This is a genomic window from Phocaeicola intestinalis, from assembly GCF_014837065.1.
Lineage (GTDB): Bacteria > Bacteroidota > Bacteroidia > Bacteroidales > Bacteroidaceae > Phocaeicola > Phocaeicola intestinalis.
In genome coordinates this window covers 63206-79074 of the sequence record NZ_JACSPP010000012.1, presented here as the reverse complement: position 1 = coordinate 79074, position 15869 = coordinate 63206, and the positions used below count along the sequence as shown (strand labels likewise).

17 protein-coding genes are annotated in these 15869 nt (G+C 45.2%); 11 read left to right on the top strand and 6 right to left on the bottom strand.

Annotated elements, in window-relative coordinates; genetic code table 11:
* Positions 1-270 (top strand): PD-(D/E)XK nuclease domain-containing protein (locus tag H9625_RS06000; protein WP_191763433.1); only part of this gene is annotated, 270 nt, incomplete at its 5' end.
* A gap of 85 nt (positions 271-355) precedes the next feature.
* On the opposite strand, the gene H9625_RS05995 is transcribed toward H9625_RS06000, so the two are convergent.
* Complete coding sequence (locus H9625_RS05995) at positions 356-1255, bottom strand: diaminopimelate dehydrogenase (protein WP_191763431.1); 900 nt, start codon at positions 1253-1255, stop codon at positions 356-358.
* 213 nt (positions 1256-1468) lie between these two features.
* On the opposite strand from H9625_RS05995, the gene ruvA reads away from it, so the two are divergent.
* From ruvA to H9625_RS05975, 4 genes are all read left to right on the top strand, one after another.
* Positions 1469-2065: a Holliday junction branch migration protein RuvA gene (ruvA, locus tag H9625_RS05990; protein ID WP_191763429.1), complete on the top strand. Its 597-nt coding sequence runs from the start codon at positions 1469-1471 to the stop codon at positions 2063-2065.
* Between the two features lie 295 nt (positions 2066-2360).
* Positions 2361-2585 (top strand): hypothetical protein, encoded by a 225-nt coding sequence (locus H9625_RS05985; protein ID WP_162614365.1) that lies wholly within the window; start codon positions 2361-2363, stop codon positions 2583-2585.
* A 259-nt stretch (positions 2586-2844) separates the two neighbouring features.
* Positions 2845-3765, top strand: a complete 921-nt coding sequence (locus tag H9625_RS05980) for a peptidoglycan DD-metalloendopeptidase family protein (RefSeq protein ID WP_087213194.1) — start codon at positions 2845-2847, stop codon at positions 3763-3765.
* 229 nt (positions 3766-3994) lie between these two features.
* Positions 3995-4693: a response regulator transcription factor gene (locus tag H9625_RS05975; RefSeq protein ID WP_191763427.1), complete on the top strand. Its 699-nt coding sequence runs from the start codon at positions 3995-3997 to the stop codon at positions 4691-4693.
* Between the two features lie 143 nt (positions 4694-4836).
* Here H9625_RS05975 and H9625_RS05970 read toward each other — a convergent pair whose 3' ends face one another.
* Positions 4837-5151 (bottom strand): DUF3836 domain-containing protein, encoded by a 315-nt coding sequence (locus H9625_RS05970; RefSeq protein WP_087405720.1) that lies wholly within the window; start codon positions 5149-5151, stop codon positions 4837-4839.
* 799 nt (positions 5152-5950) lie between these two features.
* Here H9625_RS05970 and H9625_RS17620 point away from each other — a divergent pair.
* On the top strand, positions 5951-6649 hold the full coding sequence (locus H9625_RS17620; RefSeq protein ID WP_225226294.1) for a sensor histidine kinase: 699 nt from the start codon (positions 5951-5953) through the stop codon (positions 6647-6649).
* A 139-nt stretch (positions 6650-6788) separates the two neighbouring features.
* Here the strand turns inward: H9625_RS17620 and H9625_RS05960 are convergent, their stop codons facing one another.
* On the bottom strand, positions 6789-9602 hold the full coding sequence (locus H9625_RS05960) for a M16 family metallopeptidase (RefSeq protein WP_191763423.1): 2814 nt from the start codon (positions 9600-9602) through the stop codon (positions 6789-6791).
* 226 nt (positions 9603-9828) lie between these two features.
* On the opposite strand from H9625_RS05960, the gene H9625_RS05955 reads away from it, so the two are divergent.
* Positions 9829-10323, top strand: a complete 495-nt coding sequence (locus H9625_RS05955) for an AAA family ATPase (RefSeq protein ID WP_191763421.1) — start codon at positions 9829-9831, stop codon at positions 10321-10323.
* Positions 10324-10392: 69 nt separating this feature from the next.
* A complete protein-coding gene (locus H9625_RS05950; protein ID WP_087209699.1) occupies positions 10393-11283 on the top strand; it encodes an Rpn family recombination-promoting nuclease/putative transposase in 891 nt (296 codons plus the stop codon).
* Positions 11284-11853: 570 nt separating this feature from the next.
* Here H9625_RS05950 and H9625_RS05945 read toward each other — a convergent pair.
* From H9625_RS05945 to H9625_RS05935, 3 genes are all read right to left on the bottom strand, one after another.
* Entirely contained in the window at positions 11854-12519 is a 666-nt protein-coding gene (locus H9625_RS05945; RefSeq protein WP_022041149.1) for an ABC transporter ATP-binding protein, read from the bottom strand.
* A complete protein-coding gene (locus H9625_RS05940; RefSeq protein WP_191763419.1) occupies positions 12510-13442 on the bottom strand; it encodes a hypothetical protein in 933 nt (310 codons plus the stop codon). The genes H9625_RS05945 and H9625_RS05940 overlap by 10 nt, the downstream gene beginning before the upstream one ends.
* A gap of 87 nt (positions 13443-13529) precedes the next feature.
* The gene (locus H9625_RS05935) at positions 13530-13799 is read right to left on the bottom strand and encodes a hypothetical protein (protein WP_087209691.1); all 270 of its coding nucleotides are present in this window, start codon (positions 13797-13799) and stop codon (positions 13530-13532) included.
* A gap of 230 nt (positions 13800-14029) precedes the next feature.
* Between H9625_RS05935 and H9625_RS05930 the strand changes: the two genes are divergently transcribed.
* The 3 genes from H9625_RS05930 to tatC all read left to right on the top strand — a co-directional run bounded on the left by H9625_RS05930 (position 14030) and on the right by tatC (position 15830).
* Positions 14030-14602, top strand: a complete 573-nt coding sequence (locus H9625_RS05930; RefSeq protein ID WP_191763417.1) for a superoxide dismutase — start codon at positions 14030-14032, stop codon at positions 14600-14602.
* A 191-nt stretch (positions 14603-14793) separates the two neighbouring features.
* Entirely contained in the window at positions 14794-15018 is a 225-nt protein-coding gene (locus tag H9625_RS05925; RefSeq protein ID WP_022041145.1) for a Sec-independent protein translocase subunit TatA/TatB, read from the top strand.
* Positions 15015-15830: a twin-arginine translocase subunit TatC gene (gene tatC, locus H9625_RS05920; protein ID WP_225226292.1), complete on the top strand. Its 816-nt coding sequence runs from the start codon at positions 15015-15017 to the stop codon at positions 15828-15830. The genes H9625_RS05925 and tatC overlap by 4 nt, the downstream gene beginning before the upstream one ends.
* Positions 15831-15869: the final 39 nt, after the last annotated feature.

Genomic DNA, 15869 nt, shown 5'->3' with positions numbered 1-15869 from the left:
TTCTACCTGATATTCCGTTTGGTCAGCGTCTATACGGTCTATACCGAAAAGGAACAGAGCGAAGGACGGGTGGACTGTATCGTAGAGACACCCGATTACGTCTATATCTTCGAATTTAAGCTGGACGGTTCGGCAGACGAAGCCTTAAAGCAGATAGAGGAAAAAGGCTACGCACGCCCGTATGCTTCCGACAGGCGACCTATATATAAAATAGGTGCCAGCTTCTCCTCGCAGACCGGAACCATTGACGACTGGAAGGTGCAAGGTTAATATCTTTGAAACAAGAAAGACGCAGAAGTATAATAATCCGTTTACACTTCTGCGTCTTTGTTATTTCAATGTGATTCCGTCCAGATTATACCAGATGTGCCACCCATTCATCACGGTCGCCCGGAAGGAGGTCTACTACCGGAATCTCAATCATTGTGTAGCATCCCGGTTGCTGACGCATCGAGGCGCGGGCTACGCATACCAGTACTTGGGCAGTCAGAGCCGGATTGTTGATTTTCATATCAAATTCGAACAATTGGTTATGAGTCTTGCCCGATACACCTTTGCGAACCAAGTTCACACCGTGGCCTACATCGTTCAGGTCGTCCACACAAGCGACTTGTTTCACGTGCGTTTCGTCATTCACGAAATACGGGTCAGCTTTGATAGCTGCTTCTACCTGCTTGAAGTCGGCACCCTCTTCCAGCTCTACATATACCATACGGCGATGAATACCCGTACCTACCGGAATAGTCATCGACAACGCATCTTTCACACCGGCAATCGCACGCACAGCTACAGAATGACCCATGCTGCGGCCCGGACCGAAGTTGGTATAGGTAATGCCTTTCGGAGCAATGGCTTCCAGCAAGGTACGTACTACCGAGTCACTTCCCGGGTCCCAGCCTGCCGAAATAACCGATACGGTATTGTTTGCCTTAGCCACTTCGCCCAATGTACGGCGCAAGTCGCTGATTTGCGTATGGATATCAAAGCTGTCCACGGTGTTGATACCGAGTGCGAGGATTTCTTTTGCATATTGTTCTACGCTGCGCGTCGGAGTGGCAAGAATGGCAACATCCACGTTTTTCAGTTCTTTGATGTCTTTCACCACTTCATAGTTTGCCAACTCGGCAGGCTTGTTTTCCGCCCCATGACGGCGCACAATACCTGCCACTTCGAAATCGGGAGCCGCTTCCAGCGCTTCCAGCGTAAATTTTCCGATATTACCGTAACCCACTACGGCTGCTCTAATTTTCTTCATCGTGTTTGATGTTTTAAAATGAATCTTCAATTGAACTAATCTGTGTAATCTGTGGTGTGTCACTCACCAACTTTTACGCCACAAAGATAGAAAAACGAAACGATTCGTGACATACCGGAAAGAGGCGATTTTGAAAATATTATCACAAAACTTATGATTTATAACTTTCTTATGCCTATTTTTGCATCGAAATTAGAAATTGCAGCAAAAAAGATGATTGAATATATCAAAGGAGAACTTACCGAACTGACTCCCGCCATGGCAGTAGTAGAATGCCACGGGGTAGGCTATGGCATCAATGTTTCACTCAACACCTTTTCCGCCATTCAAGGGAAGCAGGAAGTCAAACTCTTCATCTACGAGGCAATCCGCGAAGACGCCCATGTGCTCTACGGCTTCGCCACCAAGCAAGAGCGCGAGCTTTTCCTTTTGCTCATCACCGTTTCGGGCATCGGAGGCAACACTGCACGGATGATTCTCTCCGCTCTTTCGCCCAATGAATTGTGCAACGTCATCAGCAGCGGAAACGACAAATTACTGAAAACCGTAAAAGGTATCGGGCTGAAAACAGCGCAACGCATCATTGTCGAACTGAAAGACAAGATAGCCTCCACAGGTATTACCGAGGCGGAGACCGTATCATCCATATCTGCATCTGTCAACACCGAAATCTACGAAGAAGCCGTAGCCGCCTTGATTATGTTAGGTTTCGCACAGGCTCCTACGCACAAAGCCGTGGCTAGTATCCTAAAAGCCGATCCCGATGCTACTGTAGAACAAGTCATCAAGCTAGCACTGAAGATGTTGTAAGATAATTCCAGCAAACATCTTTGCCCGATAGCTTGTAAATAAGTATACCGGTCTATCATCTTCATCTGCCAATGGAAGCGGATGAAACTCTTTGATAAAGCCAGCAGATTCATCGCTTTATGCTGATACGGATTGCCAGATTTATCTTTAATGATCAGATAGCCCGCTATCTTCCTTATAGTAGAGATGCTAAATTTTGCGTCTCTACAAAAAACATCCCCAATCAGCACACGATAAACCCAGACAGGCTCTAATCTTTATATTGATTTAGAAGCTGTTTTGAATTTATCGTGCGATGATTTGGGATGAGTTTTTGAGGCATTTCCGCTTCTGTGATGAGGAAGATAGCGGGCTATCTGACGAAGAACAGGAGCGAAAAGGACCAAAAAATCGCCCAAAGCACACACGAAAACGGATACATCAAGCCAAGAAAAACTTTTTGGAGAAATTCAAAACAGCTTCTATTTCTTACATGCTTTCCGTCTCATTCACGCCTTTCCCTAGAAGATTATCCGAATAATCATAAAATACATGTTGTGAAACATAAATAGATCAATAAGGTTTATTTGTAGCATAAAAATACATAAAAAATAGTTAACTGCTAACTCTACATTACAGAAAAAAAGCTATATTTGGAACGCTTTTTGAACAAAAGCAAGCATCCGTATGTTTACACGATGCTCAAATTAGCTGATTAATTAACCATAAATGATATTCTGGCCTTAGTCGGAAAAAGAGAAATCCGGCTGATGAATACAAGCAAAGAAGAAAGGCATATAATGATTTTAAAATGTATTAGAACAGTAGCGGTAGCTGCGTTGGCGCTGGTGAGCGTAAACGTATCGGGGCAGGACTTGCTGGCACGCCAGGCACCTATCGACAGAAAGCTGAAAGCTGTAGACTCGTTGGCGCTGATTCGCCAAATCAAGGCTGAACAAGCCGTTTATCCTGCCTATAATCTGTATCCAAACTGGCAGAACGACCGTGTACATGCTTATGGCAATACGGTACAAGTCCCAGATACATTCCGAATTGATTTAACCGGTTTCTGCATGCCCACTACGCATACGAAGATTACCTCAAAGTGCGGTCCGCGCTGGCGTCGTATGCATAATGGGTTAGATATTAAGGTATATATCGGCGATACCATTCGGGCGGCTTTCGACGGGAAAGTACGTATGGTGAAGTATGAACGTCGCGGTTATGGCAAGTATGTGGTTATTCGTCACGACAACGGGTTGGAGACCATTTACGGTCATCTTTCCAAACAACTGGTGAAAGAAGACGAATACGTAAAGGCTGGCGATGTGATAGGTCTAGGAGGCAATACCGGACGTTCTACTGGTTCGCACCTGCATTTCGAAACCCGTTTCTTGGGCGAGGTGATTAATCCTGAATTTATGTTTGATTTTCCGAAACAGGATATTGTGGCAGACAGTTACCTGTTTATCCGTAACGCAAACCGTTATCCGTACCAGCGTACACGTGCATTGGCAAACTTGAAGAGCGGGAAGAAAATCGAGAACGCGGAATCTTCACCTGCAGAAGGTGGTGCTATCCGTTATCATAAGATACGCAAGGGAGATACCTTGGGACGTATATCTCGGATTTACCACGTATCTATCGACCGTCTGTGTAAGATGAACGGCATTAAGCGTACCACAACCTTGCGCATCGGTCAGGTATTGCGTTGCTCATAAACAATAGCATTTTATCATTTCGGTAAGAAAAAATAACCGGGCAGGAGGAAAACGAAATCGTTTTCTTCCTGCTTTTGTTTTCCTGCCTCATTACACTACTGTACGTGCCGTTCGGCATACCTGTTCCCTGCTTTTTTGAGTGACGAAGACTGGAAAAAGGAGCATATTCTCTTTTTATTTGACAGGATAATCGTTATCTTTACCGCCAAATTGAACGAAAACAAGGATTATGATTAAACTTTTGTTGGTAGAAGACGATCCCAACCTGTGCTACATCGTACAGAGCGGACTGCAGGAACTGATAGGCGGATACGATGTGTGTACCGCTGCCAATGGAAAAGAGGGACTGGAAGCCTGGGAACAGCACAGACCCGACATCATTATCAGTGATATTGATATGCCTGAAATGGACGGATTCGAAATGGTAAAACGCATCCGGGAGACCGATGGTGATACCCCTATCCTTTTTGCTTCGGCTCTGACTTCTCCTAAAGACGTACGGAGAGGATATGGGTTCGGGGTAAACAATTATGTAAAAAAGCCCTATGTTCCCGATGAACTGGACGCCCATATTCATGCCATTTTAAAGATGAAGAGCGGAGAGAAAAGCCGTTCGGAAAACGGTTGCCTCAAGATAGGGCACTATACGCTGGAACCCGCCCATGCAACTTTACGCGATGATATAAACGGAAAGCTTCAAGTGCTGACCCAACGGGAAGCGCAGATATTGCAGCTGCTTGCCGAAAACAAGAACGAAGTGGTGCGCCGCGAAGCTATCCTGAGCCGTTTCTGGAATACGGAAGACGATTTCTTTGCCTCGCGCAGCCTGGATGTGTTTATCAACAAGCTTCGCAAACATTTCGAATCTGATGCAGATATCGAAATAAAAACCGTGCGGGGCATCGGGCTGATGCTGGTAACGGAATAAGAGCTTTTTCACCACAGATTACACAGATTAAGTTACAATTAAGAGCGAATCATAAATAACCCAAAGTTGTGCTTGTCGTTATTAACTATTAATTGTTCACTATTAATTATTTTCAATCCGTATAATCTGTGGTGAACAAGCCATTACCGTTCGTAATCGGTAAAGCGGATGCCTTCGGCGGCGTAATCATAGCTGCGGGAGAGTTTCCAGCTTTGGCTTGTTTCGTTCCAACGGTAGATGTCCTTGCTCTGCAGTTCGCCTTTATCCGAGTAAACCATTTCGCTGCGCACCGATTTCACGTACCCCATATCGGTCTTTGCGCATACCTCGCGCACCGTCACACGCTTGCCCGCCAACTCATCGTTGAACAACTTCTCCGGAGTCTGTGCGCTCATCACTGTTGCTACACTTGCCAATACCATTACACTCGCTGCTTTTTTCAAATTCATTGTTTTCATAATACGTTCTATTTTAATGTGATACTTTTGTTTTATTTTGATATGACAAAGGTAAGTGTTCCGTCTTTCCTTTTAGGTTATCGGTATGTTATCTTTAGGTTAACGGGGATTTTTTCGCGGATAATTGTATCTTTGCCACAGAAAACAAGATACATGACACGCTATGGACAAGAAAAAGATAAAAGAGTTTTTCGCCGATAAAAAGAACCGGCGATTCGCAGGCCTAAGCGCATTGACTTTCTTAGGACTTATCGGGGCATTGGCTTTGCAGGCGGTGTGGCTATATAATGTATACACCTTAATTAGAAATGACATCCAAAAAGAATGTACGTCCATTTTAGATACAGCACTATATGAAGAAACAAATATCATATCATCCCATATTCCTGACGGTTACGAAATTCTAGGTGGCCCACAAAATGACTCCATATCCTCAAATACATATTTATATGAAGGAATATACAAATTGGGGCTTCAATATTCAATAACAGAAATAGATTCCATTGCAGGCGTTTATCTACATAAAAAAGATATAAATGCAGACTATGTTATATGCAATGTCAATCCTAAGACAAAAGAGATTTACGATAAAAGTAATACGCATAAACTATTCCAATTAGGACTTATTAAATCCGATATTATCCCAACAAGATTAGATTTCTCTCAAGGAGTACAAATTATATTGGAAAATCCCTTCAAATACATTTTTGAACGCATGGGGCTTCTCATTATCTCCACATTGATTATCTTATCTTTTGTCATCTCCTGCATCATCTGCCAAATCCGTATCATCGCGCGTATGAACAAGATTTTCCAGATACGTGAAGACTTCACCTATGCCATGATACACGACATGAAGACTCCTCTCAGCTCCATTTTCACCGCACTCTACTTCCTGCATAGCGGAAGGCTGGACAACAAGCCCGAGACAAAAGAGAAATATTACACCATAGCCGAGAACGAGGTGGACCACCTGCTGACCCTAACCAACAAGGTGCTCACCCTGTCGAAGCTGGAAAGCCACAAGCTGGAAATGAACCGGGAAGACGTACCGCTGGAACCGATGGTAGAGAACCTGACCGTGAAGTTTACCGCCAAGGCACAAAAGCCCGTCCGGTTCACCGCCGACCTGAAAGCTCCGGCGGTATATGCCGACAAGGAATACTTGGAAGAAATATTGAGTAACCTGATAGACAATGCTATCAAGTATTCGAAACCCGAAGGGGTAGACATCCGCATCCGTTCGGAACTGAACGAGAAATACACCGTCGTCAAGGTACATGACAACGGTCTGGGCATTTCGGAAGCCGACCAGCGCACTATCTTCAACAAATACGAACGTGCCGCAGCCGGACGGAAGAAGAACAAGAACAGACCTTCCGGCTTCGGCTTAGGGTTGAACTTCGTACAACAAGTGATGCATGCCCACGAAGGAAAGGTATTCGTCAGCAGCATCGAAGGAGAGTTCACCGAATTTGCATTATTATTTCCAAGGTAATTATTCAGGTGACCAGGTGACTAGGTACTAGGTGACTAGATATTAAATACATTAGTAAACATCAGCAAGACTATATACTTGATAAAGTATTGTTTTTTAAAACCTAGTCACCTAGTACCTGGTCAACTAGTTAACAAAATCACATCGGCATCACCACAAATACGCGGTAGTTCTGCTGGGCTTCCAATTCTTTCATGAAGCTACAGATATCCGTTGCGCCAATCGCTTCAATTACCGCTTTGGTATCGGCAGGCAATTCGGAAGGCAGCAGCTCGTTGCCGGCTATCTCGCCACACCAATAACTGTTGGTGCGCTCCATTTCGGCAAACTGCTTTACCATAAACTCTTTTACCTTGGTAAGTTCTGCCTCATCTACCTGTTGCGCCAGCTTCGTAAATTCGTTGCGGATAATCTCCAGCGCACGGTCTTTCTTCTCCGGTTTCATCGGGAACACAGTCTGATACACCAAAGGCACATCCGACGTACGTTCCAGCACACCGCCGGTAGAAATGGAGTAAGTAGCCCCCTCTTTCTCTCTTACCTCGCTGAGCAGGCGGGCACTCATCAGTTGGGCACACATCGATGCCAATATCCGGTTCTTGAAGTTATAAGGAACGGTTCCGCTTACGAAGATACCGCCATACGCCTGCGGCACTTCCATTTTCAGTTTGACCTCTCCGGTCTTTTCGCCTGCAGTCACCCCTATTCCGCTGATACGCTTGATTTCAGCCTTCTGTGCCGGGTCGGACGGCAACGAAGCCAGATATTGTTCTGCCAGGCTTTTCAGTTCTGCCTCATCAAAGTTTCCACTGAATACGAAGGTAAACTGGGAAGCGTTGGCGAGCTGTTCGCGGATTATCTTCAGGATATGCTCACGGTTTGCCCCGTCGACATCCGCTGCATCCAGCATCTGCATACGTGGTGACTGATACATAAACTGATACAATTTCTGCTGGAAAATCAGCTGGGGATTGGATTCCTGGTTCTGAAGCACACCTTTCAACAGGTTCTGCAATGCCGTAAACTCATCGGCGGTGACATTCAATTGCGTAAAGTTCAGGTAAATCAATTCCATAAGGGTCTTCAGGTCTTTAGGAGTGGCATTGCCGCTGACATTGCGCACGTAATGGTCCAGTTCGATATTGACAATCGCTTGCTTTCCTGCCATTTGCTTTGCCAAATCGGCAAAGGTGAACTCGCCTAAACCATGCTGGGCAGCCACGACAGGCATGAATAGCAAATCGTTAACCAGTTCGTCGCCATAAACCGACGTACCACCCTTAGCCGTAGCACGGAATACGATTTCATCGTTTTTGAAGTCAGTCTTCTTCACAATCACCTTCACTCCGTTTGATAGCATCCATTCCTTGGCGCCGAACTGGGGAAGCGCTTTTTCCGATACAACCTTTCCGGCTGCCGGAAGCTGGCTTATCAGCGGCTCATTCTTTACATTATCCACATACGGAGCAATCTCTTCGGCATCTAGCTGTGCCAAGGAGGCTTTCAGGGCAGCAACATCCGGACAAACGATACCTTCTTTCTCCGGAAGTGCAATCAGGACTGCCATGTTCCGTTCGTTGAGCAACTGGGCATACATCTGATTGACCGCCTCAACCGGAATCTGATTGGCAAGCATGTTCATCAGCTGATATTCGTTCTCGATACCCGGAATCGGCGTCTTGTCGAGGAAGTTACGGACATAAGATTCTGCCAGCTTCCGGTTCTCCTGATGATTGCGGTTATTGTATGCCTGTTCCAGTTGCGACAGGTATTCAGAACGGCAACGTGCATACTCGGTAGCGGTAAAGCCTCCGCGTTTGGCACGCAACACTTCCCGATAGACCGCGTCCATAGCCGGTTCGGTGTCGCTTCCTTTCGGCACGGCAATATATGCCATCGCCTTCTTGGTCTTACACAACTCCATATCGCCATGCTGTCCCTGCGCCAAAGCATACGGAGCATCCGGCTTGGTGGAAATGTCGTGCAGGCGATACATCATCATCATGTCCGCCATGTCCAGCATATATTCGGTGGTAAGCGCCAGCATCGTGTTGCGGAGCGAATCGGGCAATACATCATACTTGAAATAGAACTTCACCAGCGAGTTGCCCTGCTCCTTGTCCTGTCCGATGGCTATCACCGGTTCGGTAAAATCATCTACCGGATAATAAACACGTTCGGCAGGCTGGGCAGGAAGCTCAATAGGCGCAAACAGCTCCTTGATTTTCGCTTCGATGCGGTCTACATCCACATCACCTACCACCACGACTCCCTGCAAGTCGGGGCGATACCATTTCTCGTAATAATCGCGCAAAGCCTGATAAGGGAAATGGTCGACAACTGACATCAGTCCGATAGGAGAACGGCTGCCATAGCGGCTATCCGGGAAAATAATGGGCGATGTTTTTTCAAAAATGCGTTGCATGGGAGGCATCTGGCTGCGCCACTCTTCATGAATCACGGCACGTTCTTCATCAATGGCTTTGTCTTCGAGCAACAGACCGTTTGCCCAGTCGCTCAAAATCAGCAGGCAGGAGTCCTGCACGCCGATGCGTTCCGAAGGCACTCCGCAGATGCGGTACACGGTCTCGTCGACAGCTGTATAGGCATTGAGGTTCATGCCGAACTTCACGCCTACCGATTCCAGCCAGGGAATCAACGTGTTGCCGGGGAAGTGCTTGGTGCCGTTGAAACACATGTGCTCTAAGAAGTGAGCCAGTCCGCGCTGGTCTTCTTCTTCCTGAATAGACCCTACCTTTTGGGCAATATAAAAATCCACCTGATTTTCCGGATAGTCGTTGTGACGGATGTAGTAGGTCAGTCCGTTGTCCAGTTTTCCGATGCGGACGTTCTTGTCCACTGGTACAGGAGGCATCTGCTGTGCACGTAATCCCAAAGGAAGCATGCAGCATCCCGCCAAGGCAAAACAAATAAATTTCGTAAATCTTTTCATAAGTTTTTCTTACTATTTTATTAAACAATCTTTCTTTTAACAGCACAAAGATAAGTATTTGTCTCCACATATTATGTTATCACAATGTTATCTTTAGGTTAACGGGACTTACAGCATAGAGCTACAGACGTGGGCAGCTGATACCAAACAAAAAACAACCTTCTGTATAATCGGTGGTGAAAAAATGTACCTTTGTCGTACGATAAACCCATAAAACAATTCTGGTATGGAAAAGGAAAAAGTGAAAGGCATCCCTTACGGAGTGGCAAGTTTCGAACAGTTAAGGCAGGAAAATTCCTATTACGTAGACAAGACGATGTATCTTCCCATGCTGGAGGAGATAAGCAACTACCTTTTCCTTATACGTCCCAGAAGATTCGGAAAGAGCGTATTTGTCAGCATGATGCGGGCGTATTACGACATTGCCAAAGCGGACCGGTTCGATACACTCTTCGACGGACTCTGGATAAAAGAACATCCCACACCGTTGAAGAATGCCTTTCAGATTATCTATTTTGATTTTTCCATTGTAGGAACAGGATCCAATGAACAGGAACTGGAACAAAACTTCAACAAATATTGCGGACAGGTACTGGACGTTTTTGCCGAAGTTTATGCCAGCTTCTATGACAAAGGATTCGAGCAGGAAGTCAAAAAAGAAAGCAGCGCCCGTTCCAAGCTGAACTACCGCTTCTTAATAAAATCGATGAAAGGCAATTAAATCCCGAAAACCAATGGATAATTTCACTGAAATTCGTATCTTTGTAAATCATAAAAAACAAATTCGCTTATGGAAAGCAGAGAATTAAGAGACAGATACGTCAACCCGTATACCGACTTCGGTTTCAAGAAACTGTTCGGCACCGAGATAAACAAAGACTTGCTTATCAGTTTCATCAATAGCCTGCTCCATGGCAGAGAAGTGGTGAAAGACCTCACCTATCTCAATACCGAACACCTCGGCATCAGTGAAGCCGACCGCAAAGCCGTGTTCGATGTTTATTGCGAAAATGAAAATGGCGAAAAAATATTAGTCGAGATGCAGCGAGGCATCCAGCAGTATTTTAAGGACCGTAGTCTTTACTATGCAACTTTTCCCATCCGTGAACAAGGACAGAAAGGGGAGTGGGATTATCAGCTGAAATCAGTCTATATCATTGGCATCCTCAACTTCACGTTTGATAAAGATAACGACAATTATTTCCACCACGAAGTGCAATTATTTGATAACCAGACCAAAGAAGTCTTTTACGATAAACTGACTTTCATCTACTTGGAAATGCCCAAATTCAATAAAACAGAAGATGAATTGACTGACATGTTCGAGAAATGGCTTTTTGTTCTTCGCAATCTTTCCCGATTGATGGAACGTCCCAAAGCCTTACAAGAACGCATTTTCACCAAGCTTTTCGAAGCTGCCGAAATTGCCAAGTTCACTAAGGTGGAATACGATAATTACGAAGAAAGCTTAAAAATCTATCGAGACTGGAAAAATACGATTGATACCGCAAAGAAAATTTCATGGGAAGAAGGACATGAAAAAGGGAAAGAAGAAGGGAAAGAAGAAGGACGGGAAGAAAAGGCTGCCGAAATGGCTCGAAGTTTAAAAGCGGAAGGGATTCCAGTTAATATTATCGCTAAATGCAGCGGTTTAAGCGAAGACCAAATCAACACCCTCTAAAAATGCATACGAATTCAATATAAATTAGAAACAGTTCTGAATTTCTCCAAAAAGTTTTTCTCGTCTTGATGTTTCCGTTTTCCCCGATAAATTTATTTGACCGAATATGAACCAATACATGATTGAATGGTTCATAATCTGCTTTAAGCAGTCTTACTTTTACGTTCTCCAATTGAAAACCGTACGGTTTCCATATCGAGAACGTACGGTTTTCAATTGGAGAACGTACGGTTTTGATATGGAAACCATAAAAGGATGCCGCTTGCATCGATAATATAACCTAAGCGGAAACTGAAATGTAGTGAACGTATTGAGGGATTAATTATGCGAATCAGGAGTTAAACGTAGTTATGTTTCACAGGAGTTATCACTTCGTTCAGGAGTTAAAGGCCAATAGCCTTGCTTCTGAAACCGGCGCCAAAAAGCATTGGCATCTAACTCCCAGCGGGCGATAACTTCCTATAACTCCCTTTTAACTCCTGATTGTATAAATGTACGCAACGTCCTTCTTTGATTCATTCAAAACTGTTTCCGTTTTTTTCAATCCGTGTAATCTGTGGTGAAAAACACTCACGCTTCCTCTTCTTCGTGCAGAATAAACCGCTCGATTTCTTCAACAGACCCGCAGGCGAATCTTTTCAGCAGCTTGCCTTCACGCAGGTAATAGATAGTGTCGCACACCTCGTGCAAGGCATCCAGCCGGTGCGAAGATACGATGACGGTTTTCCATTGTGCTTTCAGGTTGCGAATCAGCTGCTTCATCTGGATACATCCTTTCAGGTCAATGCCATTGAACGGTTCATCCAGGATATAAAGGTCGGGGCCTTGCAGACAGACCGCCATAAAGCCTAACTTCTTTTGCATTCCTGTGGAATATTCGGAAGCATAGCGGCCGAGAGGAAGACGGAACATTTTTGTATTCAAGTAATCTATTTGCTTCCGGTTGACCTTCTTCCCGTATGCCCGCAGGCAAAACTCGATGTATTCGTATCCCGTCACCAGCGGATAAAAGAAATTATCGGCTGGCAAATAACCTACCGTCACCCACTCGCCTTTCCGAATCATGCCTTCATACGAAGCCATCCCCGTCAGGCAACGGAACAAAGTTGTCTTTCCTGATCCATTGTCCCCTACCAGTCCATACACTTTTCCCCAGTCGCAAACCAGCGAAACATCATCGAGCACTTTTGCGCGCCCGAACGACTTTGACATATTCTCCACACGTATTATTTCCATATAGCTTTCCATTTTATCCATACCGCATACAAAAGTATTCCCACGACCGTCAATTCTGCCAGACAGCCCACCCAGGCGAAACAAGTCCATGCAAACAAAGGAATACATACGGCAAGCTGCATCACCGCAATACCGACAGTTACCGGACAAACCCAACGGAACAACGCCATGCTTTGCAGATAGAGAATACCCGATGTCAGGCAGGAAAAGAAAAACAGAACGTCTTCTGCCCGGACCCCTCCGGCAAGGCACATCATCCCGAAAGGCAGGAACAGCACCGATGCATTCCAGCTATTCGCTTTCCATAATTCCCTCTGCAGGATATGATAACTCCTGAACTTCTGCAACAGATGTGCATCGGGTACGTAGCTGTAGGCACCCGACTGGATAATGCCCCAAACCAACATGCCCACCTTTGCCACCCGTACATTGCCGTTCAGACATCCCAATGCCGACATACCTATTACAATAAGGTATAGCCAGCTCATGCGACGGAACATCCGGAGATATTCCATATTGCCGGCATACAGGAATCCGAACCTTATGGGGGTTATCCGGAAACGGACAGGAGGCACGAAAGGCAACAGGCAAATCCCCAACGGCATGCACAAAGCTATCAGCCATTCGCCCCGTATCCCTGCTATTACGGCAAAAGGCAGGCTTAGCAAAAGGTATTCGTAGCAGAAGAAAACCGACACATTATCGGTAAACCTGCGCAAAAATTCCCTGTCCTTCCTTGCCTGGTGATAAGCGCCTATCACCAGCAGGCAGGCAACCGGAAGCATCCAGCCTGTCTTTACCTTACACAATATCGCTACGGCAAGGACGAGCAGCCCAACCAACAACACGCTCCGCACAATGCCCAATTCCTTCAGCAACCTGCCTCCGCTCTGCAGGCGTAACCTGACATAATATCCAAACATACCTCTGTGCCCGTTCAGCATTTTTCGTAATGATACAACTTACTGATTACTATTGTTTCATAGACTTATCTTCTTTAAAAACAGTTCTTATCTTCTTGCAGAATCCGAAGAGTTTCCCAACACCTGTTTCAACCACGGATATCCCCAAATGATTGCCATATAGACTATACCAATGAATAGAAGTGAACCGAGTGCCGCTCCCAATTCATACCTCCATTCATAAGTGTTCCAAACTACCTGACCATCAACAAGCCATTGTTTCAGGGGACGATAACCACATCTGACAAACAGATATACCCACGCAAAGATGACCAACATCTGCATACGATTCACATGCTTAGCTTTCATATTTCTCATTTAAGTTTTACTGACGCAAAAGTAAGCATCTGTTCTCACACACTATGTTATCGCAATGTTATTTTTAGGTTAACGAGAATTGGCCGGAGGTGCTGGTTGCTGATTTGCATCACTTGCCAAACCTCTCTACATAACAATCTGGAAATTTATGACAAAGAATATACGGATTGCCACAACTTTTTCGTATCTTTCCGTGTTGATAATATATAAACCCTTTAAAAACAAACATCATGAAACATGCAATGCCCCAGCTTCCCTACACGATGGAAGCACTGGCTCCACTGATGAGCCAAGAAACTTTAGAATACCATTATGGCAAGCACCTGCAAACCTACGTGGACAACCTGAACAAACTGATAGCCGGAACGCCCTTCGAGGACATGAGTCTGGAAGACATTATCTGCAAAGCCGACGGAGGCATTTTCAACAATGCCGCACAAGCTTGGAACCATACATTCTTTTTCGAAACACTGACCGCACAACCTCAAGACATACCTGCCTCGGTGGCAGATAAACTGGCAAAGGACTTCGGGTCGGTAGAAGCATTCAGACAAGAGTTTACCCAAAAAGCTACCACTCTCTTCGGTTCGGGATGGGTATGGCTGGCAGAAGATGCCGGCAAGAAACTTTGCATCCTTTCCGAACCGAACGCAGGCAATCCGCTGACCCGAGGCATGAAGCCCATCCTTACCATTGATGTATGGGAACATGCTTACTACATCGACTATCGTAACCGACGGGCTGCATACATCGAAGCATTCTGGGAACTGATAGACTGGACAAAAGTTGCTGCACGCTTCTAACGAGATACTGATTTACGCCGATTCATGCGGATTGATTCTTTCATGGAAAATCCACACGAACCGGCGTTTTTCCACTATCTTCTGTTTTTCCGCCTCGTTTTTTATTTTTTATTAAAAACACTTGCCTTTATACTCCCTTCTTTGATTTATTTGTTACTTTTGTCGCCGAAATTTCATTAAAAGCAAGAAATATGAACACTACACTCTTACTCCTGGGCATCGGTATGCAAGAACTGATTGTCATCGTATTGATTCTGTTGCTGTTTTTCGGCGGAAGGAAGATTCCTGAACTGATGAAAGGACTGGGTAAAGGCGTGAAAAGCTTTAAAGACGGTGTGAACGGACTGGAAGAAGACTTAAAGGCAGACACAAAGAAAGACGAAAACACCCAACCGAATACCGATAAAGACAAATGATGAAAGAGAAAGGGGATAGCACAAAAACGAACGATGCATCGAACATGACTTTTTGGGATCACGTAGATGAATTGCGGAAAGTGCTATTCCGCATCATCATCGTGACGGGAGTGCTCATGCTTGCCGCCTTCTGCTTCAAAGACGAACTGTTCAGCATCATCCTTGCACCCAAAGAGAATGACTTCATTGTCTACCAATGGTTCGACCGTATCGGAAACGCCTTACACATTCCGGGATTATCCGTCCCAGATTTTCATATACAGCTTATCAATACCAAACTTTCGGGGCAATTTCTTACCCACATGAGCGTATCGCTCTATGCAGGCATTGTGCTGGCTTCGCCTTACATACTTTATCAACTGTTCCGTTTTGTCTCGCCTGCCCTTTATGCCAACGAACGACGTTATTCCCTACGCGTAGTAATGTGGGGCTACATACTGTTCCTGCTAGGCGTACTGTTCAGTTATTTTCTGGTATTTCCTTTTACTTTCCGCTTCCTTGCCCTTTATCAGGTCAGTGCGGAAGTAGAAAATGCGATTCTGCTCAGTTCATACATAGACACTCTGACTATGCTGAGCCTGATGCTGGGCATCACGTTCGAAATTCCCATCCTTGCCTGGCTTTTCGCCAAACTGGGATTTCTTACATCTACTTTCATGCGTACTTACCGCAAACATGCCATTATCATTGCACTGGTCATATCTGCCATCATTACGCCTACATCGGATGCCATTACCCTGATATTGGTAGCTGCCCCGATGTCCCTACTCTACGAAGCCAGCATCTTTATCGTGAAGCGGACTAATAAGTGACAGAGACACTCCGGATCAAGTGTGTATTCTGGCTTAAGA

Bases quoted from the DNA above. Each gene is read 5' to 3' on its own strand.
- H9625_RS05985 (WP_162614365.1), top strand. From the start codon at position 2,361: ATGATTTGGGATGAGTTTTTGAGGCATTTCCGCTTCTGTGATGAGGAA.
- H9625_RS05975 (WP_191763427.1), top strand. From the start codon at position 3,995: ATGATTAAACTTTTGTTGGTAGAAGACGATCCCAACCTGTGCTACATC.
- H9625_RS05980 (WP_087213194.1), top strand. From the start codon at position 2,845: ATGATTTTAAAATGTATTAGAACAGTAGCGGTAGCTGCGTTGGCGCTG.
- H9625_RS17620 (WP_225226294.1), top strand. From the start codon at position 5,951: ATGAACAAGATTTTCCAGATACGTGAAGACTTCACCTATGCCATGATA.
- H9625_RS05945 (WP_022041149.1), bottom strand. From the start codon at position 12,519: ATGGAAATAATACGTGTGGAGAATATGTCAAAGTCGTTCGGGCGCGCA.
- H9625_RS05940 (WP_191763419.1), bottom strand. From the start codon at position 13,442: ATGTTTGGATATTATGTCAGGTTACGCCTGCAGAGCGGAGGCAGGTTG.
- H9625_RS05995 (WP_191763431.1), bottom strand. From the start codon at position 1,255: ATGAAGAAAATTAGAGCAGCCGTAGTGGGTTACGGTAATATCGGAAAA.
- ruvA (WP_191763429.1), top strand. From the start codon at position 1,469: ATGATTGAATATATCAAAGGAGAACTTACCGAACTGACTCCCGCCATG.
- H9625_RS05925 (WP_022041145.1), top strand. From the start codon at position 14,794: ATGAACACTACACTCTTACTCCTGGGCATCGGTATGCAAGAACTGATT.
- H9625_RS05960 (WP_191763423.1), bottom strand. From the start codon at position 9,602: ATGAAAAGATTTACGAAATTTATTTGTTTTGCCTTGGCGGGATGCTGC.
- H9625_RS05950 (WP_087209699.1), top strand. From the start codon at position 10,393: ATGGAAAGCAGAGAATTAAGAGACAGATACGTCAACCCGTATACCGAC.
- H9625_RS05955 (WP_191763421.1), top strand. From the start codon at position 9,829: ATGGAAAAGGAAAAAGTGAAAGGCATCCCTTACGGAGTGGCAAGTTTC.
- H9625_RS05930 (WP_191763417.1), top strand. From the start codon at position 14,030: ATGAAACATGCAATGCCCCAGCTTCCCTACACGATGGAAGCACTGGCT.
- H9625_RS05935 (WP_087209691.1), bottom strand. From the start codon at position 13,799: ATGAGAAATATGAAAGCTAAGCATGTGAATCGTATGCAGATGTTGGTC.
- H9625_RS05970 (WP_087405720.1), bottom strand. From the start codon at position 5,151: ATGAAAACAATGAATTTGAAAAAAGCAGCGAGTGTAATGGTATTGGCA.
- tatC (WP_225226292.1), top strand. From the start codon at position 15,015: ATGATGAAAGAGAAAGGGGATAGCACAAAAACGAACGATGCATCGAAC.